Annotated in this window: 38 protein-coding genes; all 38 read left to right on the top strand. The window is 38.9% G+C overall.

Features of this window, described 5'->3' with window-relative positions:
- Nucleotides 1-181 precede the first annotated feature (181 nt).
- Nucleotides 182-490: a 30S ribosomal protein S10 gene (gene rpsJ, locus IV81_RS02165; protein WP_002832277.1), complete on the top strand. Its 309-nt coding sequence runs from the start codon at nt 182-184 to the stop codon at nt 488-490.
- A gap of 25 nt (nt 491-515) precedes the next feature.
- On the top strand, nt 516-1,148 hold the full coding sequence (rplC, locus tag IV81_RS02160; protein ID WP_057801829.1) for a 50S ribosomal protein L3: 633 nt from the start codon (nt 516-518) through the stop codon (nt 1,146-1,148).
- Between the two features lie 18 nt (nt 1,149-1,166).
- The gene (gene rplD / locus IV81_RS02155) at nt 1,167-1,790 is read left to right on the top strand and encodes a 50S ribosomal protein L4 (RefSeq protein WP_057801827.1); all 624 of its coding nucleotides are present in this window, start codon (nt 1,167-1,169) and stop codon (nt 1,788-1,790) included.
- Nucleotides 1,790-2,077, top strand: a complete 288-nt coding sequence (gene rplW / locus IV81_RS02150; RefSeq protein WP_057801825.1) for a 50S ribosomal protein L23 — start codon at nt 1,790-1,792, stop codon at nt 2,075-2,077. Before rplD ends, rplW begins: the two co-directional genes overlap by 1 nt.
- A 22-nt stretch (nt 2,078-2,099) precedes the next feature.
- Entirely contained in the window at nt 2,100-2,948 is an 849-nt protein-coding gene (gene rplB / locus IV81_RS02145) for a 50S ribosomal protein L2 (RefSeq protein WP_057801823.1), read from the top strand.
- Between the two features lie 26 nt (nt 2,949-2,974).
- Entirely contained in the window at nt 2,975-3,256 is a 282-nt protein-coding gene (gene rpsS, locus IV81_RS02140; protein WP_057801821.1) for a 30S ribosomal protein S19, read from the top strand.
- Nucleotides 3,257-3,268: 12 nt separating this feature from the next.
- Complete coding sequence (gene rplV / locus IV81_RS02135; protein ID WP_057801818.1) at nt 3,269-3,625, top strand: 50S ribosomal protein L22; 357 nt, start codon at nt 3,269-3,271, stop codon at nt 3,623-3,625.
- A 3-nt stretch (nt 3,626-3,628) separates the two neighbouring features.
- Complete coding sequence (rpsC, locus tag IV81_RS02130; RefSeq protein ID WP_057801816.1) at nt 3,629-4,300, top strand: 30S ribosomal protein S3; 672 nt, start codon at nt 3,629-3,631, stop codon at nt 4,298-4,300.
- Between the two features lie 2 nt (nt 4,301-4,302).
- Nucleotides 4,303-4,737 (top strand): 50S ribosomal protein L16, encoded by a 435-nt coding sequence (gene rplP, locus IV81_RS02125; protein WP_057801814.1) that lies wholly within the window; start codon nt 4,303-4,305, stop codon nt 4,735-4,737.
- Nucleotides 4,727-4,921, top strand: coding sequence for a 50S ribosomal protein L29 (gene rpmC / locus IV81_RS02120; protein WP_002832266.1), 195 nt, complete (start codon nt 4,727-4,729; stop codon nt 4,919-4,921). Before rplP ends, rpmC begins: the two co-directional genes overlap by 11 nt.
- 26 nt (nt 4,922-4,947) lie before the next feature.
- Nucleotides 4,948-5,214: a 30S ribosomal protein S17 gene (rpsQ, locus tag IV81_RS02115; protein ID WP_057801812.1), complete on the top strand. Its 267-nt coding sequence runs from the start codon at nt 4,948-4,950 to the stop codon at nt 5,212-5,214.
- Nucleotides 5,215-5,260: 46 nt separating this feature from the next.
- Entirely contained in the window at nt 5,261-5,629 is a 369-nt protein-coding gene (rplN, locus tag IV81_RS02110; RefSeq protein WP_057801810.1) for a 50S ribosomal protein L14, read from the top strand.
- A gap of 33 nt (nt 5,630-5,662) precedes the next feature.
- Nucleotides 5,663-5,974, top strand: a complete 312-nt coding sequence (rplX, locus tag IV81_RS02105; protein WP_057801809.1) for a 50S ribosomal protein L24 — start codon at nt 5,663-5,665, stop codon at nt 5,972-5,974.
- Nucleotides 5,975-6,001: 27 nt separating this feature from the next.
- Complete coding sequence (rplE, locus tag IV81_RS02100) at nt 6,002-6,544, top strand: 50S ribosomal protein L5 (RefSeq protein WP_057801807.1); 543 nt, start codon at nt 6,002-6,004, stop codon at nt 6,542-6,544.
- Between the two features lie 18 nt (nt 6,545-6,562).
- Entirely contained in the window at nt 6,563-6,748 is a 186-nt protein-coding gene (locus IV81_RS09200; protein ID WP_002832260.1) for a type Z 30S ribosomal protein S14, read from the top strand.
- Nucleotides 6,749-6,782: 34 nt separating this feature from the next.
- The gene (rpsH, locus tag IV81_RS02095) at nt 6,783-7,181 is read left to right on the top strand and encodes a 30S ribosomal protein S8 (RefSeq protein ID WP_057801805.1); all 399 of its coding nucleotides are present in this window, start codon (nt 6,783-6,785) and stop codon (nt 7,179-7,181) included.
- A 25-nt stretch (nt 7,182-7,206) separates the two neighbouring features.
- Nucleotides 7,207-7,743, top strand: coding sequence for a 50S ribosomal protein L6 (rplF, locus tag IV81_RS02090; protein ID WP_057801802.1), 537 nt, complete (start codon nt 7,207-7,209; stop codon nt 7,741-7,743).
- Nucleotides 7,744-7,785: 42 nt separating this feature from the next.
- On the top strand, nt 7,786-8,151 hold the full coding sequence (rplR, locus tag IV81_RS02085; RefSeq protein WP_057801800.1) for a 50S ribosomal protein L18: 366 nt from the start codon (nt 7,786-7,788) through the stop codon (nt 8,149-8,151).
- Nucleotides 8,152-8,172: 21 nt separating this feature from the next.
- On the top strand, nt 8,173-8,676 hold the full coding sequence (rpsE, locus tag IV81_RS02080) for a 30S ribosomal protein S5 (protein ID WP_057801798.1): 504 nt from the start codon (nt 8,173-8,175) through the stop codon (nt 8,674-8,676).
- A 13-nt stretch (nt 8,677-8,689) separates the two neighbouring features.
- Complete coding sequence (rpmD, locus tag IV81_RS02075; RefSeq protein WP_057801796.1) at nt 8,690-8,872, top strand: 50S ribosomal protein L30; 183 nt, start codon at nt 8,690-8,692, stop codon at nt 8,870-8,872.
- Nucleotides 8,873-8,899: 27 nt separating this feature from the next.
- The gene (gene rplO, locus IV81_RS02070; protein ID WP_057801794.1) at nt 8,900-9,334 is read left to right on the top strand and encodes a 50S ribosomal protein L15; all 435 of its coding nucleotides are present in this window, start codon (nt 8,900-8,902) and stop codon (nt 9,332-9,334) included.
- Nucleotides 9,334-10,632 (top strand): preprotein translocase subunit SecY, encoded by a 1,299-nt coding sequence (gene secY, locus IV81_RS02065; protein ID WP_057801792.1) that lies wholly within the window; start codon nt 9,334-9,336, stop codon nt 10,630-10,632. Before rplO ends, secY begins: the two co-directional genes overlap by 1 nt.
- Before the next feature lie 31 nt (nt 10,633-10,663).
- Nucleotides 10,664-11,323, top strand: a complete 660-nt coding sequence (locus IV81_RS02060) for an adenylate kinase (protein WP_057801790.1) — start codon at nt 10,664-10,666, stop codon at nt 11,321-11,323.
- Nucleotides 11,324-11,474: 151 nt separating this feature from the next.
- Nucleotides 11,475-11,693 carry a translation initiation factor IF-1 gene (gene infA, locus IV81_RS02055; RefSeq protein WP_002833349.1) on the top strand — a complete coding sequence of 73 codons (219 nt, stop codon included), beginning with the start codon at nt 11,475-11,477 and terminating at the stop codon, nt 11,691-11,693.
- 27 nt (nt 11,694-11,720) lie between these two features.
- Nucleotides 11,721-11,840 (top strand): 50S ribosomal protein L36, encoded by a 120-nt coding sequence (rpmJ, locus tag IV81_RS02050; RefSeq protein WP_011668476.1) that lies wholly within the window; start codon nt 11,721-11,723, stop codon nt 11,838-11,840.
- A 24-nt stretch (nt 11,841-11,864) separates the two neighbouring features.
- Nucleotides 11,865-12,230 carry a 30S ribosomal protein S13 gene (rpsM, locus tag IV81_RS02045; protein WP_057801788.1) on the top strand — a complete coding sequence of 122 codons (366 nt, stop codon included), beginning with the start codon at nt 11,865-11,867 and terminating at the stop codon, nt 12,228-12,230.
- Nucleotides 12,231-12,250: 20 nt separating this feature from the next.
- Complete coding sequence (gene rpsK, locus IV81_RS02040) at nt 12,251-12,640, top strand: 30S ribosomal protein S11 (protein WP_002833351.1); 390 nt, start codon at nt 12,251-12,253, stop codon at nt 12,638-12,640.
- 83 nt (nt 12,641-12,723) lie between these two features.
- Entirely contained in the window at nt 12,724-13,668 is a 945-nt protein-coding gene (locus IV81_RS02035; RefSeq protein ID WP_057801784.1) for a DNA-directed RNA polymerase subunit alpha, read from the top strand.
- 21 nt (nt 13,669-13,689) lie between these two features.
- Nucleotides 13,690-14,073 (top strand): 50S ribosomal protein L17, encoded by a 384-nt coding sequence (rplQ, locus tag IV81_RS02030; protein ID WP_057801782.1) that lies wholly within the window; start codon nt 13,690-13,692, stop codon nt 14,071-14,073.
- 183 nt (nt 14,074-14,256) lie between these two features.
- Nucleotides 14,257-15,099, top strand: a complete 843-nt coding sequence (locus IV81_RS02025; RefSeq protein ID WP_057801780.1) for an energy-coupling factor transporter ATPase — start codon at nt 14,257-14,259, stop codon at nt 15,097-15,099.
- Nucleotides 15,075-15,944: an energy-coupling factor ABC transporter ATP-binding protein gene (locus IV81_RS02020; protein WP_057801778.1), complete on the top strand. Its 870-nt coding sequence runs from the start codon at nt 15,075-15,077 to the stop codon at nt 15,942-15,944. Before IV81_RS02025 ends, IV81_RS02020 begins: the two co-directional genes overlap by 25 nt.
- Nucleotides 15,937-16,737, top strand: coding sequence for an energy-coupling factor transporter transmembrane component T family protein (locus IV81_RS02015; protein ID WP_057801777.1), 801 nt, complete (start codon nt 15,937-15,939; stop codon nt 16,735-16,737). Before IV81_RS02020 ends, IV81_RS02015 begins: the two co-directional genes overlap by 8 nt.
- A gap of 2 nt (nt 16,738-16,739) precedes the next feature.
- Complete coding sequence (gene truA, locus IV81_RS02010) at nt 16,740-17,486, top strand: tRNA pseudouridine(38-40) synthase TruA (protein ID WP_057801775.1); 747 nt, start codon at nt 16,740-16,742, stop codon at nt 17,484-17,486.
- Between the two features lie 125 nt (nt 17,487-17,611).
- Nucleotides 17,612-18,055, top strand: a complete 444-nt coding sequence (gene rplM / locus IV81_RS02005; RefSeq protein ID WP_057801772.1) for a 50S ribosomal protein L13 — start codon at nt 17,612-17,614, stop codon at nt 18,053-18,055.
- A 14-nt stretch (nt 18,056-18,069) separates the two neighbouring features.
- Nucleotides 18,070-18,462, top strand: coding sequence for a 30S ribosomal protein S9 (gene rpsI, locus IV81_RS02000; protein WP_057801771.1), 393 nt, complete (start codon nt 18,070-18,072; stop codon nt 18,460-18,462).
- Between the two features lie 442 nt (nt 18,463-18,904).
- Entirely contained in the window at nt 18,905-19,279 is a 375-nt protein-coding gene (locus IV81_RS01995) for an MORN repeat-containing protein (protein WP_057801769.1), read from the top strand.
- The gene (locus tag IV81_RS01990) at nt 19,269-21,113 is read left to right on the top strand and encodes an acyltransferase family protein (protein WP_057801767.1); all 1,845 of its coding nucleotides are present in this window, start codon (nt 19,269-19,271) and stop codon (nt 21,111-21,113) included. Before IV81_RS01995 ends, IV81_RS01990 begins: the two co-directional genes overlap by 11 nt.
- A 159-nt stretch (nt 21,114-21,272) precedes the next feature.
- Nucleotides 21,273-21,752 carry a Dps family protein gene (locus IV81_RS01985; RefSeq protein WP_057801765.1) on the top strand — a complete coding sequence of 160 codons (480 nt, stop codon included), beginning with the start codon at nt 21,273-21,275 and terminating at the stop codon, nt 21,750-21,752.
- Nucleotides 21,753-21,787: the final 35 nt, after the last annotated feature.

Genomic DNA, 21,787 nt, shown 5'->3' with positions numbered 1-21,787 from the left:
ATCATGTATTATTATCAAGTACCGTTTTTAGAGAGGGAGTATTATGCCCTCCGAACGGTGGTGTATAAGCATAGCGTTGATGTGAAAGGTTGCGACACACCCGGCCGCTTTGCCACAGGGTGTGGCGGTAATTTTCACGGAGCAAGTCTTATTTTTTAAAATAGACGAAGGAGGTAACACAATGGCAAAACAAAAAATTCGTATTCGCCTTAAGGCTTACGAACACCGCATTTTAGATCAATCTGCTGACAAGATTGTTGAAACAGCAAAACGTACTGGTGCAACAATTTCGGGTCCAATCCCATTGCCAACAGAACGTACAGTATATACTGTTTTGAGTTCTCCACATAAGTTCAAGAAGGCTCGTGAACAGTTCGAAATGCGCACACACAAACGATTGATTGATATCGTTAACCCAACACCAAAGACAGTGGATTCATTGATGAAGCTTGACTTGCCAAGTGGTGTAGATATCGAAATCAAACTATAATTTAATCACAAACGGAGGTGTACTAATGACCACAAAAGGAATCTTAGGTAAAAAGGTCGGAATGACACAGGTTTTTACTGAAGCAGGTGAATTAATTCCCGTTACAGTAATCGACACAACTCCTAACGTTGTCTTACAACTTAAGACTGTTGAAAACGATGGTTATTCATCAGTTCAATTAGGTTTTGACGACAAGCGTCAAGTGTTGAGTAGCAAACCTGAACAAGGCCACGTAGCAAAAGCAAATACAAATCCTAAGCGCTTCATTCACGAAATCAGAAATGTTGAGCTTGGGGACGTCAAAGTCGGAGACACAATTGCAGCTGACATTTTTGAAGCAGGCGAAATCGTCGATGTAACTGGTACTACTAAGGGACATGGTTTCCAAGGTGTTATCAAAAAAGACGGTCAAAGTCGTGGTCCGATGGCGCACGGTTCTCGTTATCACCGTCGTCCTGGTTCTCTTGGAGCAGTTATTAACCGCGTATTCCCAGGGAAGAAATTACCAGGTCGTATGGGTAACAAAACAGTTACAATTCAACATCTAGAAATCGTTAAGGCAGATACAGAAAACAACGTATTATTAGTTAAGGGTAATGTACCTGGTGCTAAGAAATCATATGTAGTTGTTAAAAGTACTGTAAAGAACACTAAATAAGAGAGGAGGACCAAATAAATGGCTAACGTATCATTATTCAAACAAGACGGAACTCAAAATGGTGACGTTGAATTAAATGCCGACATTTTCGGTATTGAACCTAATAACGACGTAGTTTTTGAAGCTGTAGTTATGCAACGCGCATCTATGCGTCAAGGAACTCACGCTGTTAAGAATCGTAGTGCTGTACGTGGTGGTGGTAGAAAACCATGGCGTCAAAAGGGTACTGGACGTGCTCGTCAAGGTTCAATTCGTTCACCTCAATGGCGTGGTGGAGGAATTGTCTTCGGACCAACTCCTCGCTCATATGCTTACAGCATTCCAAAGAAAATGCGTCGCTTAGCATTGAAGTCAGTACTTTCACAGAAGGTATTGGACGAAAGCTTAGTAGTCGTTGACGAATTTAAGTTCGAAACTCCAAAGACTAAGGACTTCGCTAAATCATTAAGTAATCTTAATGTTGAAAAGAAAGCTCTATTAGTTCTTGAAGAAGATAACGAAAGTGCTGTATTGGCTGCTCGTAATTTATCTAATGTAAAGATTGTTGAACCTTCAGGTATCAACGTTTTAGATATTATGAATAGCGACAAACTTGTCATTACACAAAAGGCTCTTTCTCAAGTAGAGGAGGCTCTAGCATAATGGAATCACGTGATATTATTTTACGCCCTGTTGTTACAGAAACTTCAATGGCGCTAATCGATGACAAACGTTATACATTTGATGTAGATCCACGTGCTACAAAGACTCAAGTTAAAAAAGCTATTGAAGAGATCTTTGAAGTTACGGTTACAAAAATCAATATTATGAACGTTAAAGGAAAGTTAAAGCGTCAAGGCCGTTACGCTGGTTACACAAAGAAACGTCGTAAGGCAATCGTTCAACTTTCTGAAGATTCAAAAGAAATCCAATTATTTGGTGAAGAATAAAAAAATATAGGAGGAAAACAACGTGGGGATTAAGAAATTTAAACCAACAACGAATGCTCGTCGTGGCATGACACAATTGGACTATTCTGAAATCACAAAGAAGAGTCCAGAAAAGTCATTGTTGGAATCTCAAAGCCATACTGCTGGTCGTAATAACTACGGTCGTATGACAGTTCGCCATCGCGGTGGTGGAAATAAACGTCAATATCGTATCATCGACTTTAAACGTATTAAAGATGATGTTCCAGCTACAGTAAAAGCTATTGAATATGATCCAAATCGTACAGCTAACATTGCTTTGCTTGTTTATGCTGACGGTGTTAAATCATATATCATTGCTCCTAAGGGACTAAAGGTTGGCGACAAGGTTCAATCTGGTCCAGAAGCTGATATTAAAGTAGGTAACGCACTACCACTTACAGATATTCCTGTTGGTACGGTTATCCACAATATTGAATTAAAACCTGGTAAGGGTGGACAACTTGTTCGTTCCGCTGGAACATCTGCTCAATTACTTGGTAAAGAAGGTAAGTATGTACTTATCCGTCTTGCTTCTTCTGAAGTTCGTATGGTTCTTGCAACAAACCGTGCAACAATCGGTGCAGTTGGTAACGAAGAACATGAACTTATCAATGTTGGTAAAGCTGGACGTACTCGTTACGCTGGTCAACGCCCACATGTTCGTGGTTCTGTAATGAACCCTAACGATCATCCACATGGTGGTGGTGAAGGTAAAGCACCTATCGGTCGTCCATCTCCACTTTCTCCATGGGGTAAGAAAACAATCGGTAAGAAGACTCGTAACAAACATAACAAGTCAAACAAATTTATCGTTCGCGGTCGTAAGCGCGGTCGCTTAGGTAATATCTAGAACAGTTTTCGAAGGAGGTCAAATTAATGGGTCGTAGTTTAAAAAAGGGACCATTTGCTGATGAACATCTTTTAAAGAAGATTGATGCTCAAAAAGATTCTGACAAGAAGTCAGTTATTAAAACATGGTCACGTCGTTCAACAATTTTTCCAAGCTTCATCGGATACACAATCGCTGTATACGATGGTAGAAAACATGTTCCAGTTTATATCCAAGACGATATGGTTGGTCATAAGCTTGGCGAATTTGTTCCAACTCGCACATTCCGTGGTCACGGTGGCGACGACAAAAAGACATCTGGAAAGTAAGGAGGATGAATCATGGCTGAACAAGTAACATCTGCACAGGCAACTGCAAAGACTGTTCGTATTGCCGCTCGTAAGGTTCGTCTCGTAGTCGATCTTATCAGAGGTAAAAGTGTCGCTGAAGCTTTTGCAATTCTTAAATTTACACCACGCAGTGCTTCACCTGTTGTTGAAAAGGTTTTGAAGTCTGCAGTGGCAAATGCTGAAAACAACTTTGATTTGGATCGTGAAGATCTAGTGATTAGCAAAGTTTTTGTTAACGAAGGACCAACGTTGAAACGTTTCCGTCCTCGTGCGAAAGGTTCTGCATCACCAATCAACAAACGTACAAGTCATATTACAGTTGTAGTATCAGAAAAACAGGAGGGATAACGCGTGGGTCAAAAAGTAAATCCTAATGGATTCCGTGTTGGTGTCATTCGTGATTGGCAAGCAAAATGGTATGCTGATAAAGACTTTGCAAAGTTTTTAGCCGAAGATATCAAGATTCGTGAATTTATCGCAAAGCAACTCACTGATGCTTCTGTATCTACTGTTGAAATTGAACGTGCTGCAAATCGTGTAAACATTTCAATTCACACAGCTAAACCAGGTATGGTTATCGGTAAAGGTGGATCAGAAGTTGAAAAGTTGCGTAATCAATTAAATCAATTAACTGGCAAACGTGTTCACATTAACATTGTTGAGATCAAAAAACCTGATCTTGAAGCAAAACTTGTTGGTGAAAACATTGCTGCTCAATTAGAAGGTCGTGTTGCATTCCGTCGTGCTATGAAGCAAGCAATGCAACGGACAATGCGCTCTGGCGCTAAAGGTATTAAGACACAGGTTGCCGGTCGTTTAAACGGTGCTGATATGTCTCGTGTAGAACACTACTCAGAAGGTAAAGTTCCTCTTCACACACTTCGTGCTGATGTGGACTATGCTTGGGTTGAAGCTCGTACTACATACGGACAACTCGGTGTTAAGACATGGATCTACCGTGGTGAAATTTTACCTGAAGTAAAGGAAGTAAAGAAAAACTCTAAAGAACAAGGAGGGAAATAAGCATGTTAGTACCTAAGAGAGTAAAACATCGTCGCGAACATCGTGGACGTATGCGTGGTGCCGCTAAAGGCGGTAAGACAGTTGCTTTTGGTGAATATGGTTTACAAGCCTTGACTTCATCATGGATTACTAACCGCCAAATCGAAGCTGCACGTATCGCTATGACACGTTATATGAAACGTGGCGGTAAAGTTTGGATTAAGATTTTCCCTCATAAGTCATACACATCTAAAGGTGTGGGTGTTCGTATGGGTAATGGTAAAGGTACTCCAGAAGGATGGGTAGCTCCAGTAAAACGCGAAAAGGTTATGTTTGAAGTTGCAGGTGTTCCTGAAGAAGTTGCTCGCGAAGCTCTACGTTTGGCAGCAATGAAACTTCCTGTGAAGACAAAGATTATCGAACGCGAGGAAGTAGGTGGCGAATCAGATGAAGGCTAAAGAAATTAATGAATTAACCACTGACGAAATGATCAATAAGGAAAAAGAGTATAAGGACGAGTTATTCAACCTACGTTTCCAATTGGCTACTGGCCAACTTGAAAATACTGCTCGCCTTAAAGCTGTTCGTAAGAACATTGCTCGAATCAAAACTGCTCTACGTCAACAAGAATTAAACAAGTAAAAGAATACGAAGGGAGGACTTAGTTAATGAGTGAAGAACGTAACGCACGTAAGGTTTATCAAGGACGCGTTGTTTCCGACAAGATGGACAAGACAATTACAGTTCAAATTGATACTTACAAAACACATCCTGTTTATGGTAAACGTGTAAAGTACTCAAAGAAATATAAAGCACATGATGAAAATAACACAGCAAAGATTGGCGATATTGTAACAATCATGGAAACAAGACCTTTGTCAGCTACAAAGAGATTCCGTTTGATTGATATTGTTGAAAAAGCGGTTATTATCTAACTCATATTTCGTATTCTGATACACAATTGAAGGGAGGACACTAACTGTGATCCAACAAGAGAGTCGTTTAAAAGTTGCTGACAATTCTGGAGCACGTGAACTGTTGGTAATTAAAGTATTGGGTGGTTCCCGTGTTAAATTTGGTTACATTGGTGACATCGTTGTTGCTACTGTAAAACAAGCAACACCAGGTGGCGTTGTCAAAAAAGGTGACGTTGTTAAAGCTGTTGTTGTTCGTACGAAACATGGTGCACACCGTGCTGATGGTTCATACATCAAATTTGACGAAAATGCTGCAGTATTAATTAAAGATGATAAGAGCCCTCAAGGAACACGTATCTTCGGACCTGTTGCACGTGAACTACGTGACAAAGATTACATGAAGATTGTTTCTTTGGCTCCTGAAGTATTGTAATCAACCATCATAACGAAGGAGGTGCGCCATTAAATGTTCGTAAAAGTTGGCGACAAAGTTCGCGTAATTAGCGGAAAAGACAAGGGCAAGGAAGGTACCATTAAACAAACACTTGCTAAAAAGAACCGTGTTGTTGTTGAAGGTTTAAACATGATTAAAAAACATCAAAAACCTAACAATGCAAATCCTCAAGGTGGAATTCTTGACGTTGAAGCACCAATGGATGTTTCAAATGTTATGCTTATCGATCCATCTACAAATGAACCAACACGCGTTGGCTTCAAAGTTGTTGATGGCAAGAAAGTAAGAGTTTCAAAAAAATCTGGCGAGAGTATCGACAAGTAATCTAAGCGAAGGGAGGAAATATAATTCATGGCAAATCGTTTAAAAGAAAAATTCGTTAACGAAATCACACCTGATTTGGTTAAAAAGTTTGACTACACATCAGTTATGCAAGTACCTAAGATTGAAAAAATTGTCTTGAACATGGGTGTCGGTGACGCAGTTACTAATTCTAAAAACTTAGATGAAGCAGTTGCTGAGTTGGAACTTATTTCAGGTCAAAAGCCTCTTGTTACGAAGGCTAAGAAATCAATCGCTGGTTTCCGTCTTCGTGAAGGTATGTCAATTGGTGCTAAAGTTACACTACGTGGGGAAAGAATGTATGATTTTCTAGATAAGTTAATCAATGTTTCATTACCTCGTGTTCGTGACTTCCGTGGTGTTAGCCGCAAGGCATTTGATGGTCGTGGTAACTACACATTAGGTGTTCGCGAACAATTGATTTTCCCAGAAATCGATTTTGATAATGTTAACCGCGTTCGTGGTTTAGATATCGTGATTGTTACAACTGCAAATACAGATGAAGAATCACGTGAATTATTGGCACAATTAGGAATGCCATTTGAAAAGTAAGCGAAGGGAGCAAACAAATTGGCTAAAAAATCATTAGTTGTAAAGAGTGAACGTCCTGCTAAGTTCTCAACACAGGCATACACACGTTGTGAACGTTGTGGTCGTCCACACTCTGTATACCGTAAATTCCATTTATGCCGTATTTGCCTTCGTGAATTAGCTCATGAAGGACAAATTCCTGGTATGAAGAAAGCTAGTTGGTAAAAAAGAAATCAGAGTCAAAGGAGGGTAATACTGAATGTCTATGACAGATCCTATTGCAGACTTTCTTACTCGTATTCGTAATGCGAACATGGTTCGCCACGAATCTTTAGAAGTACCTGCATCAAAAATTAAAAAGGATATCGCCGAAATTCTTAAGAACGAAGGCTTTATCAAAGATGTTGAATATATTGACGATGACAAGCAAGGCATCATTCGTGTATTCCTAAAATATGGAAAGAACAACGAACGAGTTATCTCTGGTTTGAAACGTATTTCAAAACCTGGATTACGTTCATACGTTAAATCTGACGAAGTTCCTAAGGTGTTGAACGGTTTGGGTATCGCAATCATCTCAACTTCTGAAGGTGTAATCACAGATAAAGAAGCACGCGCTAAGAAAATCGGTGGAGAAGTATTAGCTTACATCTGGTAATTTTTAGATAAGGAGGTGCCGTTCAATGAGCCGTATCGGAAGAAAGCCAGTTGAAGTTCCAGCTGGTGTTGAAATTAAACAAGACGGAAACGTCGTAACTGTTAAAGGACCTAAGGGTGAATTAACACGTACTATGAATGCTGACATTACTATGAGTGTTGACGGAAACGTCGTAACATTTGATCGTCCAAATGACGATAACAAGATGCGTGCATTACATGGTACAACACGTGCTAACTTCAACAATATGGTTGAAGGTGTTACAAATGGATTTGAAAAGAAGCTTGAGTTGGTTGGTGTTGGTTACCGTGCTCAACTTAAGGGCAAGACATTGATTCTTAACCTTGGTTATTCAAATCCTGTTGAAATGGAAGCTCCAGAAGACCTTAAGGTTGAAGTTCCTGACAACACACACATTAACATCAGTGGTATCAGCAAACAACGTGTTGGTGATTTAGCTGCTGAAATTCGTGCCGTTCGTTCACCAGAACCATATAAAGGTAAAGGTGTTCGTTATGTTGGTGAATATGTTCGCCGCAAAGAAGGTAAAACAGGTAAATAATCAAGCAGCCTGATAAATTGACTGCGAGTTTAAAAATATGAGGTGAAAATTTTGATTTCTAAACCAGACAAGAACAAGAAACGTCAACGTCGTCACGCACGCGTTCGTTCAAAAATTTCTGGTACTGCAGAGTGCCCACGCTTAAATGTATATCGTTCTAACAAAAACATCTACGCTCAAGTAATTGATGACGTAGCGGGTGTAACGCTAGTTAGTGCCTCAACATTAGATAGCGAAATTTCAAGTGGTTCAAAGACTGAAGTAGCATCACAAGTTGGTGCTCTAGTAGCCAAGCGAGCTGTTGAAAAGAAAATTGAAAATGTCGTTTTTGATCGTGGTGGATACATCTATCATGGTCGCGTTCAAGCTTTAGCTGAAGCTGCACGCGAAAACGGACTTAAATTTTAAGGATAGGAGGGAAATACGTACATGTCTAAATTTATCGATCCAGAAAAATTGGAAATTGAAGATCGCGTAGTTGCCATCAACCGTGTTACAAAGGTTGTAAAAGGTGGACGTCGTCTTCGTTTTGCTGCTTTAGTCGTTGTTGGTGACAAGAACGGTCATGTAGGTTTTGGTACAGGTAAAGCTCAAGAAGTTCCAGAAGCTATTCGTAAAGCAGTTGAAACTGCACGTAAGAGTTTGATTGAAGTTCCTATTGTTGGAACAACTCTCCCTCACGAAGCCGTCGGTGTTTACGGTGGTGGACGAATTCTGATGAAGCCAGCTCCTGAAGGTTCCGGAGTAGCTGCTGGTGGTGCTGTTCGTGCCGTTATGGAATTAGCCGGTGTTGATGATGTTACAAGTAAGCGTTTGGGTTCAAACACTCCAGTTAACGTTGTTCGTGCTACTTTTGAAGGTTTAAAGAGCATGCGTAATGCAGAAGAAGTTGCTGCCCTTCGTGGGGTTTCAGTCGATCATTTAGCTGAATAAGGAGGATATTCTGATGTCACAATTAAAGATTACACTAATTAAAAGTGCCGTACATCGCCTCCCAAAACAACGCAAAATTGTTAAGGAATTAGGTCTTGGCCGAGTAAACAGCTCCGTTGTCCTACCTAACAATGAGGCAACTCGTGGAGCTATTTTCCACATTGCACATTTAATTGAAGTTGAAGAAGTAAAATAAATTTTGTAAGATTGGAGGTTTCCTTGCATGAAGTTGAATGAATTAAAGCCTAGCGAAGGCTCACGTAAGAACCGTAAGCGTATTGGTCGTGGTACTTCTAGTGGTACAGGTAAAACTGCTGGTCGTGGACAAAAAGGCCAAAAGGCACGTGGTAAGGTTCGTTTAGGTTTTGAAGGTGGACAAATGCCTCTTTACCGTCGAATTCCAAAACGTGGATTCACAAACATTAACCGCAAAGAATTTGCTATTGTTAATTTAGATGCACTTAACGCATTTGATGAAGGTGCTGAAGTAACACCTGAAGCATTGCTTAAGGCGGGCATTATTGGCAAGCAACTTAGCGGTGTTAAAGTTCTTGGTAACGGTGAAATTTCTAAGAAGCTCACTGTTAAAGCTAACAAATTCTCTGAGACTGCTGTAAAAGCAATCGAGGCTGCTGGTGGTAAAACCGAGGTGATTTAATGCTAACGACTGTCAAAAATGCTCTAAAAGTGAAGGATATTAGAAATAAGATTCTTTTTACACTTGGTATTTTGATTGTATTTCGGTTAGGATCGTATATCACTGTACCTGGCGTTAACGCGAAAGCTTTGCAAAGCATGTCATCGTCAGGCTTGGTTGGAATTTTGAATACATTCAGTGGTGGTGGGTTAACGAACTATTCCATTTTTGCAATGGGTGTTTCCCCATACATCACGGCACAAATTATTGTTCAATTGTTACAAATGGACATTGTTCCTAAATTTGTGGAATGGAGTAAGCAAGGTGAAGTTGGGCGTCGGAAGCTTAATCAAGCAACTAGATGGCTAACAATCGTCCTTGCTTTTGCTCAATCAATCGGGATTACAGCTGGTTTTAACTACCTTAGTCAGATGAATCTGGTTAAAACTCCTAATGTACAAACCTTCTTAACGATTGGTTTGATTCTTACGGCGGGAACGATGTTAACAACCTGGTTGGGAGACATGATTACTGAACGAGGCATTGGACAAGGTGTCTCAATGATCATTTTTGCAGGAATTATTGCACGAACCCCAACTGGTATTTACCAGATTTATACTGAACAGTTTGTTAATACTCCGAAGAGTCAATGGGCTCAGAGCTTTATGTACGTTGGATTGATTTTAATTGCTATTTTAGCCATTGTAATTTTTGTTACATGGGTACAACAAGCAAGTAGAAAAATTCCAATTCAATATACTAGAAGAGCATCAGGAGCATCTGACAGTAGTTACTTACCTTTAAAGGTTAACGTTGCTGGTGTTATTCCAGTAATTTTCGCTAGTTCTTTTATTTCTACTCCACAAACAATTCTAATGGCTTTTGCATCGTCGCATTCTGAAGATTCTTGGTATAAAGTTTTGAATGATGTGTTTAATATGCAAACTACCGATGGAGCGATCTTGTACACTGTTTTAATTGTTCTGTTTACATTTTTCTACGCGTTTGTTCAGGTTAATCCTGAGAAATTAGCTGAGAATTTACAGAAGCAGGGCAGTTATATTCCTGGTGTTTGGCCCGGAAAGAAGACCCAAGATTACATGTCTGGTTTATTAATCAGACTTAGTGTTGTTGGAGCTCTATTCTTAGGACTAGTTGCATTAATCCCATTACTTGCTTCAAATATTTTTGGTTTGGACGAGTCAATTGGATTAGGTGGTACAAGTCTTTTAATTGTTGTTGGTGTAGCAATTGAATTAGCTAACCAGATTGAAGGATTAATGATGAAACGAGAATACATCGGATTCATTCATAACTAATTCGTCAGATTAACAATGAAGGAGAATTACAATGAGTAAATTAAACCTCGTTTTAATGGGCCTTCCGGGTGCTGGTAAAGGTACGCAGGCTCAAAAAATTATTGAGGATTATAAAATTCCACATATCTCAACCGGCGACATTTTCCGTGATGCCATGAAGAATGAAACCGAAATGGGAGTGGAAGCTAAGAAGTTCATTGATAAGGGTGAACTTGTTCCCGATAGTGTTACTAACGGGATCGTTGAAGATCGTCTTGCAATGGATGATGTCAATGATGGTTTTATGTTAGACGGTTTTCCGCGGAATATTGTCCAAGCAGAAGCATTAGACGAAATGACGTCACGCTTGAATAAACCATTAACTGCAGTGATTAATATACATGTTGATCCTGAAGTTTTAGTTGAAAGACTATCTGGCAGATTTATTTGTAAGAATTGTGGAGCAACTTATCATAAGCTCTACAATCCACCAAAGGTTGCTGGAACGTGTGATGTTTGTGGACATCACGAGTTTTTCCAACGTGAGGACGACAAGCCAGAAACAGTAAAAAATCGCATTGCTGTTAATACAAAACTTAACACGCCGTTGATTGATTACTATGAAGAAAAACATCTCCTTTACAATATTAATGGCGATCAGGATATTAACGATGTTTATTCTGAAGTCAAAAAGGTATTAGAGAGTCTCTAATTTTGTGCTTGTTGTACTATAGATAACGTTCATTGTTTGCAAATAGTTTTTTCGTATGGTAAGCTAATTCAGGTTTGGCTTCGAAATACATATTTTGGAGCTTTTTGTTGGTTATTACTATTAGAAAAGTTAAATGGGAGGCACAAATTTAGTGGCTAAAGATAATGTCATTGAAATTGAGGGCACAGTAAAAGAAACTATGCCTAATGCGATGTTTAAAGTAGAACTTGAAAATGGTCATGAAATTCTTGCCCATGTTTCGGGGAAGATTCGCATGCACTATATCAAAATTTTACCAGGTGATAAAGTTACGGTTGAAATGTCACCGTACGATCTATCAAAGGGTCGCATTACCTATCGTTTCAAATAAGTTTTATTCGTTTAGGAGGATTTATTCATGAAGGTACGTCCATCAGTTAAGCCAATGTGTGAACATTGCAAAGTAATTAAACGTAAAGGGCGCGTTATGGTAATTTGCTCAGCAAATCCTAAGCACAAACAGCGTCAAGGAAAATAATAATATACTTGGAGGTGAAATTTAATGGCCCGTATTGCAGGTGTTGATTTACCACGTGACAAGCGAATTGTCATTGGTTTGACATATATTTTCGGTATTGGTAACACTACCGCTCAAAAAATCTTAAAGAATGCAGAAGTATCAGAAGATATCCGCGTTCGTGATTTAACAGCTGATCAAGAAGACAAGATCCGTGCAGAAGTTGATAACTATCTTGTTGAAGGTGATCTTCGTCGTACAGTTAGTCTCAATATCAAGCGTCTCCAAGAAATCGGTTCATACCGTGGTATGCGTCATCGTCGTGGTTTGCCAGTTCGTGGACAACATACGAAGAATAACGCTCGGACTCGTAAAGGTAAGAAAGTTTCTATCGCAGGTAGAAAAAAATAATTAAAGGAGGCTAACTTTTTATGGCAACGAAAAAGAATACTCGTAAGCGTCGAGTAAAAAAGAATATTGAATCTGGAGTAGCTCATATCCACTCAACTTTCAATAATACTCTTGTTATGATTACAGATCCCCAAGGTAACGCTGTTGCTTGGTCATCTGCTGGTGCTCTTGGATTTAAGGGTAGTCGTAAGTCGACACCTTTTGCCGCACAAATGGCATCAGAAGCAGCTGCTAAAGCTGCAATGGAACATGGTATGAAGAATGTTGAAGTTGCTGTTAAGGGACCTGGTTCAGGTCGTGAAGCTGCAATCCGTGCACTACAAGCTACTGGGCTTGAAGTAAGTGCAATTCGTGATGTTACACCAGTTCCTCATAATGGATCTCGTCCTCCAAAGCGCCGTCGTGTATAGAGTTCGGTTCTGTTTGAGGGCAAACTTTATAATGCATTCAAAATCGAAATGCAGACTGCGTTTTGAAAGGGGTAAAAATTAGAATGATCGAATTTGAGAAGCCAAAAATTCATAAAATTGACGAAAATGACAATTATGGCCGATTTGTTATTGAACCCTTAGAACGGGGATATGGTACAACACTTGGTAATTCACTTCGTCGAATCCTGTTGTCATCTTTACCAGGGGCTGCTATTACTAGTGTCCAGATTGATAGCGTATTACATGAATTCTCAACCGTTGAAGGTGTTGTGGAAGATGTTACGCAAATCATTTTGAATCTTAAAAAAGTTTCATTAAAGATTGAATCTGACGATGAAAAGACGTTGGATATCAATGTTGTTGGACCTGCTAATGTTACGGCTGGTGATATTATGGGCGATGGAGATGTGACGATTCTTAATCCTGAAGCACCAATTTGTACCGTAGCTGAAGGTACCACATTCCATGCGGTACTCACTGCTGACACTGGACGTGGATATACATCCGCGGACGAAAACAAGGCTCGAAAGGTTGATATGCCAATTAGCGTATTACCAATCGATTCTATTTATACCCCAATTGAACGTGTTAATTATCAAGTTGAAAATACTCGTGTTGGTCAACGAGACGACTATGATAAACTTACGCTCGATATTTGGACTGATGGTTCTATCACTCCTAGTGAGGCTACAAGTTTATCTGCTAAAATTTTAACAGAACACCTTGCTATCTTCGTTAACCTTAATGATCAAGCTAAAGAGACTGAAATTATGGTTGAAAAAGAAGAAACTCACAAGGAAAAAATGCTTGAAATGACAATTGAGGAATTAGATCTTTCGGTCCGTTCATACAATTGCTTAAAACGAGCAGGTATTAACAGTGTTCAAGAATTAACTGATCGCACTGAAGCTCAAATGATGAAAGTACGTAATCTTGGTCGTAAATCATTGGTTGAAATCCAAGAGAAACTTGGCGCATTGGGCTTAGGTTTCCGTTCAGAAGACTAATCATAAGGAGGGTTCCCATAGATGAGTTATCGTAAATTAGGTCGTACAAGCTCCCAACGTAAAGCGTTGCTTCGCGATCTCACAACAGAATTAATTGTTAATGAAAAGATCGTTACAACTGAAGCACGCGCTAAGGAAGTTCGTTCTACTACTGAAAAAATGATCACATTGGGTAAGCGTGGCGACTTACATGCCCGTCGTCAAGCTGCAGCATTTGTTCGTAATATCGTTGCAGATGTTACAGAAGATGGAGAGGACGTTAAGGTTTCTTCAGCACTTCAAAAACTTTTTGCTGATTTAGCTCCACGTTATGCTGATCGTAAAGGTGGATATACTCGTATCTACAAGACGATGCCACGCCGCGGAGACGGTGCCCCAATGGTTGTTTTAGAATTAGTTGATTAATTAATTTAAAACGATTTTAATAATAACAAAATCTATCACTTAAGATATTGGTAGGGTGTTACGATGTTGGAGAAATCCTAGTCTAGCCCACGGCGAGTTTTTAACTTGCTACCACTATCTTCAGTGATTTTTTTTGTATACAATGATAAAATTAGTTCCATATTGTTTAGGGAGATAGGAATCTTGGATAACATAATTAACGTAAAGAATTTAACGTATAAATATGCTAATGGTGGCGAAAAAAAAGCCCTTGATAATGTTTCATTATCAATTAAAAGGGGTACATGGACGTCAATCGTCGGACACAATGGTAGTGGTAAAAGTACCCTTGCCCGTTCAATTGATGGACTGATGACTTTTAGCGATGGGGCAATCACTGTTGACGGGATTACATTATCCGACGATACAGTATGGGACATCCGAAAAAGAATTGGCATGATTTTTCAAAATCCGGATAATCAATTTGTTGGAGCAACCGTTGAGGATGATGTTGCCTTCGGACTCGAAAACTTGGGCGTTGAAACTGCACAAATGCATTCCATTGTTGCGGACGTATTGGAAAAAGTACGAATGACCGATTTTAAGGAACGACAGCCTGACCAACTTTCGGGCGGACAAAAGCAACGAGTTGCAATCGCAGGAGTGTTAGCATCAAAACCTAAAATAATTATTTTAGATGAAGCAACGAGCATGCTCGATCCACAGGGACGTCATGAGATTATTGAATTAATTAACGAAATTCATCGTGAAAACAACCTAACAGTGCTTTCTATTACACATGACGTTAGTGAGGCGATGCTTTCTGATCACGTGGTTGTTATCAATGACGGCAAAGTAGTTGAAACTGGTGCGCCAAAAGATGTGTTTAAAGATAATGAAATGTTAAAAATAACTGGATTAGAACAGCCATTTAGTGCGCAATTATTTGATGATTTAAAACAAAAGGGTGTCTTTCTTCCAGAAGAGCTAAAAATGAATGAAAAAGGTTTGGAGGAGTGGCTATGGCAATCACTTTTAAAAGCGTAGACTTTATATATCAAGCGCATACACCCTTTGAAAATTTATCCTTAAAGGATATTAATCTGACGATTCCGGACGGCTCCTATACCGCCATTATTGGACACACAGGGAGTGGAAAGTCCACACTGATTCAACACGTTAATGGGCTATTGAAACCAACTACTGGAGAAGTAGTTGTTGATGATCAAACAATCACTGGCACTACTAAAAATAAAGAACTCGTTCATCTTAGACAACATGTTGGGATTGTTTTCCAATTTCCAGAAAGTCAGCTTTTCGCCGAGTCGGTCATTGAGGACGTCAAGTTTGGACCAATTAATTTTGGGGTAACTAACGAAGAAGCACAAAAACGTGCTGAATCTGCGTTACAAAAGGTTAAAATGCCGCAAGAATTTTGGGATAAATCACCGTTTGAACTTTCGGGAGGACAGATGCGTCGGGTTGCAATTGCGGGTATTTTGGCTACTAATCCGAAGATTTTAATTTTAGATGAACCGACTGCGGGGCTTGATCCACAAGGTCGACGAGAAATGATGGAACTTTTCGCAGAATTACATCAAAAAGAAAAATTGACAATCTTATTGGTTACGCATCAAATGGATGATGTTGCGAATTTTGCTGACAACGTGATCGTGATGGATCGCGGTTCTGTTGCTAAGATTGGAACGCCTACGGAGGTTTTTAGTGATACAGAGTGGTTAATAAATCACCAACTAGGACTTCCTAGCGCAGCAAATTTTGCTCAAAAATTAATTTCACATGGTGTTCAATTTAAAAAAATCCCTCTTGATATGGGAGAATTAGTAGATCAGATTATTAATCTGGAAGGGAAGGGAAATCGTCATGAATAAAATTCTATTTGGACGTTATGTTCCAGGAAATTCTTTTATTCATAAAATGGACCCAAGGGCAAAACTAGTTTTAAGTTTGCTGTATATTATTGCGGTTTTTATGTCCAATTCCTGGTTAGCATATGGAACTAGTTTTTTGATTGCCATCATTATTATTGGATCATCATCTATTGCCCCTAAATTCTTCTGGGACGGTGTGAAACCCTTAATTGGTGTGATTCTATTAACGATGATAATACAGGTCTTCTTCGGCGTGGGAGGACAGGTATATTGGCATTGGGGAATCTTATCCATTACTAGCAATGGATTGCTGAATGCCATTTACATTGCAATTCGGTTTATTCTTATTATTTTAGTTTCAACTGTCTTAACCTTATCGACGTCTCCATTAGAGATATCTGGAGCAATTGAATCACTTTTTATGCCGTTAAAAAAATTACATTTTCCCGTCTATGAAATGGCGCTCATGCTTTCGATTGCGTTACGTTTTGTGCCAACGCTCATTGATGAAACTGAAAAAATTTTGAATGCGCAGCGTTCAAGAGGAGCGAATTTTAGTTCCGGATCGATAATGACCAGGTTAAAAAAACTAGTTTCAATCTTAATACCACTTTTCGAGAGTGCTTTTAGTCGAGCAGAAGAACTCGCAACGGCGATGGAAGCCCGAGGATATCAAGGTGGTGAAGGACGCAGTAAATACCGAGTCTTAAATTATACAAAAAATGACATTTTAGGCACTATATTTATGATTATTGCAACGATGAGTGTACTATTACTTAGAAATTGGAGTTAGGAATGCGATACAAAATTATTTTAGCTTACGATGGCACTAAATTTGCAGGATTTCAAGCGCAACCGAATCAACGAACCGTTGAAGGTGTGTTAAAAAAAGCTGTAAATAAAATTGCAAAAGAGCCAACACCTGAGATTCAAATTTATGGCTCGGGGAGAACCGACTCTGGAGTTCATGCTTTGGGGCAGGTGGTGCATTTCGACTTACCAATTGAAATGTCAGAAGTAAACATGTTAAATGCTTTAAATAGTATACTACCTCTAGATACAGTGGTTAAAAAAGTAGAAATTGTTGACCAAAATTTTCATGCTCGTTTCACAACTCATGGGAAAAAATATGAATACCGAATGGCTTTGGGGAAATTTGTGGATCCTTTTAAACGAAATTACACAGGTCATTGGAAATTTCCGGTTAAAATTGAATTAATTGAAAATGCCATTAAAGATTTAGAAGGAACCCATGATTTTTCAAGCTTTGTGGCTTCAGGTAGCACAGTAAAGAGTCATGTTCGAACAATATATCAGGCGTCCGTTCGAGAGGATAAAGCGCAAAATGAAATTATTTTTGAGTTTTACGGTAACGGCTTTCTATATAATATGGTTCGAATTATGGTGGCCGTATTAGCAGAGATTGGAAGCGAACGTCGACCAGTTGATGATATTCCACGGTTATTAGAGGTGAAAGATCGAGATCAGGCGCGCGGAACGGCACCCGCAAGCGGTTTATATTTAAAAGAAGTAGATTATTAGATTTTTGATTGACTTTGAACGGGACTGTTAATATAATGGAAGTTGGTATTGTTTACCTCCACAAAATAGGCCCCGGAAACTTATTAAAGTTGAGTTAAACAAAACAGAAATTGGAGGAAATTCAAGTGCGTACAACATATTTGGCTAAACCAGGTGAAGTAGAACGTAAATGGTATATCGTTGATGCTACAGACATTCCTTTGGGACGTCTTTCAACAGTTGTTGCATCTATTTTGCGTGGTAAGAATAAACCAACATTCACTCCTAATGTGGATACTGGTGACTTCGTTATCGTTATCAATGCTGAAAAAATTAAATTAACTGGTCGTAAGACTACTGGTAAGATTTATTACCATCATACATTGCATCCAGGTGGTATTAAGTCTAAGACTGCTGGTGAAATGCGTGAAAAGACCCCTGAACGTTTGATCGAAACATCTGTTAAGGGTATGCTTCCACATAACACTCTTGGTCGTAAGCAAGCTTTGAAATTGCATGTTTATGCTGGTTCAGAACATAATCATCAAGCTCAAAACCCAGAAAAGCTTGACATCACGAACTTAATTTAAGGAGGAATTGAATTTTGGCTGAAGCACAATATCGCGGCACTGGCCGTCGTAAAAACTCCGTTGCTCGTGTACGTCTTGTACCGGGAACCGGTAAAATCACAGTAAATGATCGTCCGATTGAAGAATACATTCCATTTGCAAACTTACGTCAAGTAGTTGTTCAACCATTTGGTGTAACTGAAACATCTGGTAACTATGACGTTATTGCTAACGTTAATGGTGGTGGATTCTCAGGACAATCTGGAGCAATCCGTCATGGTATCGCTCGTGCACTTTTGGATGTTGATCCTGATTTCCGTGCACCATTGAAAAAAGCTGGTCTTCTTACTCGTGACCCTCGTATGAAGGAACGTAAGAAATACGGTCTTAAGAAAGCTCGTAAGGCAGCTCAATTCTCAAAACGTTAATATTCAATATATCAGCGTTCAAAAGACATCTACTTTTTGTAGATGTTTTTTTTTTGCAAAAAAGTGACTGATAATGCTGAAAACCATTTGTTAACAATAGAATTGGAAGAATATTCATAATTATTATTTTGGATAAATAATTGATCGACTAGCCAGTTATAAGCATATATTTTAAAAGAGTTGATATCAAACCTATGCAATTTTTTTAATTTAAAGTTAGCTATTGATGTTAATAAGAAAACTTAGATTGCAATGAACATTGACACTTATTATTTTTTTAAATACTATTTAAGATAGGTGTGTTTTTTTAAAACGGAGTAAATTTATTTTAATTAGCATACGAAAAACTTTTGAAGTAAAAGATGGAGGAGTTTACAATGCTAAAGATTACAAGTTGCGTCGTCAATCTAGCTGTAATGTTAACCGCGGGTGAAACTGAATAATGAAAAGAAGAACTTTTTTGGAAATACTGACGGTGATGTTTTTAGTGTTAATGGCGACATACAGCCTGACAACACCCAGTAAAAAAAATGCGCATTATACATTAGATAATAATAAGATTAGCTATGATGGTAGCATGTTAAAAGGTAAGTTTAACGGCTATGGTAAGTTGAGTTTGGCAAATCATGATCGCTACGTTGGTTACTTTAAGAATGGCCAGTTCTCAGGAAAGGGTACTTTTACATCGCATCAGAATTGGCAATATAAGGGTAATTTTAATGCAGGAGTACCCGACGGATCAGGCACTTTAACAACAGCAAACCATAAAAAATATTCAGGTACTTTTAGTAAAGGAGAACTCCGTCATGCGAATTAAATGGTTTAGCTTTGTCAGAATAGCTGGGTTACTATCGGTTTTAACGTATCATTTCTTTAAAAATGCTTATCCGGGTGGATTTATCGGAGTTGATATATTTTTTACTTTTTCAGGTTTTTTAATTACAGCATTAATGATTGATGAGTTTTTTGGTAAGGGAAAATTTAAATTAATTGCCTTTTACCGACGTCGATTTTATCGAATTGTTCCACCACTAGTTTTATCCGTTTTGGTGGTTGTCCCATTAACCTACTTGGTTAGTCCCGACTACATTACGGGGTTGGGCCGCCAAATTGCCGCTGCAATTGGATTTACGACGAATTATTTCGAGATTGCAACGGGTGGGAGCTATGAGAGCAAGTTTATCCCACATTTATTTGTTCATACATGGTCATTAGCCGTCGAAATGCATTTTTACTTAATATGGGGACTATTAATTGCCATCGTTACCGGAATTATTCGCAGACTAAATATTAATTTAAAAACAAAAAATCATCTTTTTAGATGGTCAATTGGGATTATATCGCTTGGATTGGCCATTGGTAGCAGTATTTTAATGGCTCGCAACAGTGCCGGTTTATCCGACTTTTCACGAGTGTATTTTTCAAGTTTAACGCATAGCTTTCCGTTCTTTGTTGGAGCAACTTTGGCAAGTTTGACAGGTATTAAATATGTTACGGCACCGTTTGATTGGTTGTTAAAGAAGTCCAACGCGTGGTTAGTTACAATTGCATTATTACTAACTTTTTTTGATTTAGGAATGCTTGGCTTGCAGCTTCAATTTACCAATAGAACTACTTATACGGGTGGAATATTAGAAGCCAGCGTCTTGGCTGCCTTGGCTATTTTTCTCACTAGATGTTTACACAATGCCACGCCTAATGTAAACGAGCCAAAGTGGGCAACCTTTATTGCTGATATTAGTTACAGTATGTACTTATATCATTGGCCCTTGTTCGTAATTTTTTCTAAATTAATGAGTGTTCCTGAAGCAGCATTGCTAACGGTTATCGTGGGGGTTCCATTCTCCGCCTTATCCTACTACGTAATTGAACCCTTAATTGCAGGAAAACATCCGCGGGTCCTTAAAAATGTGAAATTATCAAGGGTTACGGTGCCGTTAACCATTGTCACGGTTGGATTGATCGCAGTTGCTACGTATACCTCAGTCAAAGCACCGAATTTAACCAGTTTGGAGCAAAATTTGTGGGTTGGTGGATTAAAACAATCGGTTGATCAAATGACCACCACAAAAGATGTGATTCTCGCATCTGCAAAACCTAAGCAGGTCTTTGCGGCTTCTAGCGGGAAAATTCCAAAGGGAGCTTCAATCATCGGAGATAGTGTAACTCTGGGAACACGCGATTATCTTGGAAAGAATGTTAAGGATAGTACAATTGACGCTAAAGGTGAGCGAACGATGGACTTAGCGTATAAAGTGATGATTGCGCAGCAAAAAAATGGTGTTCTTCGGCAAAATGTTGTGATTTCAATCGGAACGAACGCGCTTGATGGAACTGATAAACAGTTACTCAAGTTGATTCATGATTTAGCGCCAGGACATCGACTAATTCTTGTAACCCCGTATGATCAACGAGCAGAGCCGGATTGGAATTCATCAAAGTTGGCGGATTTCGAACGAACGTTGCCTAAAAAATATTCATTCATAACGATTGCTGATTGGCAGAAGATGGCCGCCAAACACCCGGATGTTTTTAAGGGAACGGATGGTGTCCATTTTGCTGGACGACATGAGGGGGATGTTATTTTTGCACAGGTTGTTAACGACGGGTTGAAACGAGCAAGCAAAACGCCACTGAAGTCAGACGCTTGATTTGATTTTTAGGTTAGATTGAAAATGATCTTTTACAGATTAAAACTGTGAAAGATCATTTTTTTAATGGTTCAGTCCGATTTTCTTGATAAAGAAAGCCTTTTCATTTATACTAAAAGCGTAATAAAAGTAGTTTATATTTTGAGAGGAGCTGTTAGGATGGCAGAACGCGAATTACAATTTCCAAAGACAATGGCACAGCTAAATCAGTTAATTGCTGATATCAGTCAGTTAGAAACTAATATTCAACAAATCCATTGGTACATGAGGGGCTCAGAATTCTTTAGACTTCATCCACAAATGGATAGCTACAATGAAGATTTAGACGAACAATTGGATGAAATTGCGGAACGATTGATTGCTTTAGGTGGAACGCCATATGCAACAACGCATGAGTTCATTGAACATACCGGATTACCTGATGACAAAATTGCATGGAATCAATATTCTTTACCAGAATTAATGCAACGTTTAGATGATCAATTTGGGTACTTAGGCAAACAGTATCGAATTGGAATGGAAGTTTCAGACGAGGAAAAAGACTTTTCTACTCAGGATATGCTTAACGGCTTTAAAGCCGATGTTGACAAGTGGATTTGGATGATTAGCGCTTACCTTGGTAAGGGACCGCTAGATTAATTATATAAACCTAATATGTGAAGAAAACCCGTACA

Origin of the sequence: Pediococcus stilesii, assembly GCF_001437075.1 — a bacterium.
GTDB classification, from domain to species: Bacteria; Bacillota; Bacilli; order Lactobacillales; family Lactobacillaceae; genus Pediococcus; species Pediococcus stilesii.
This window is presented reverse-complemented; position numbering and strand designations above follow the sequence as displayed.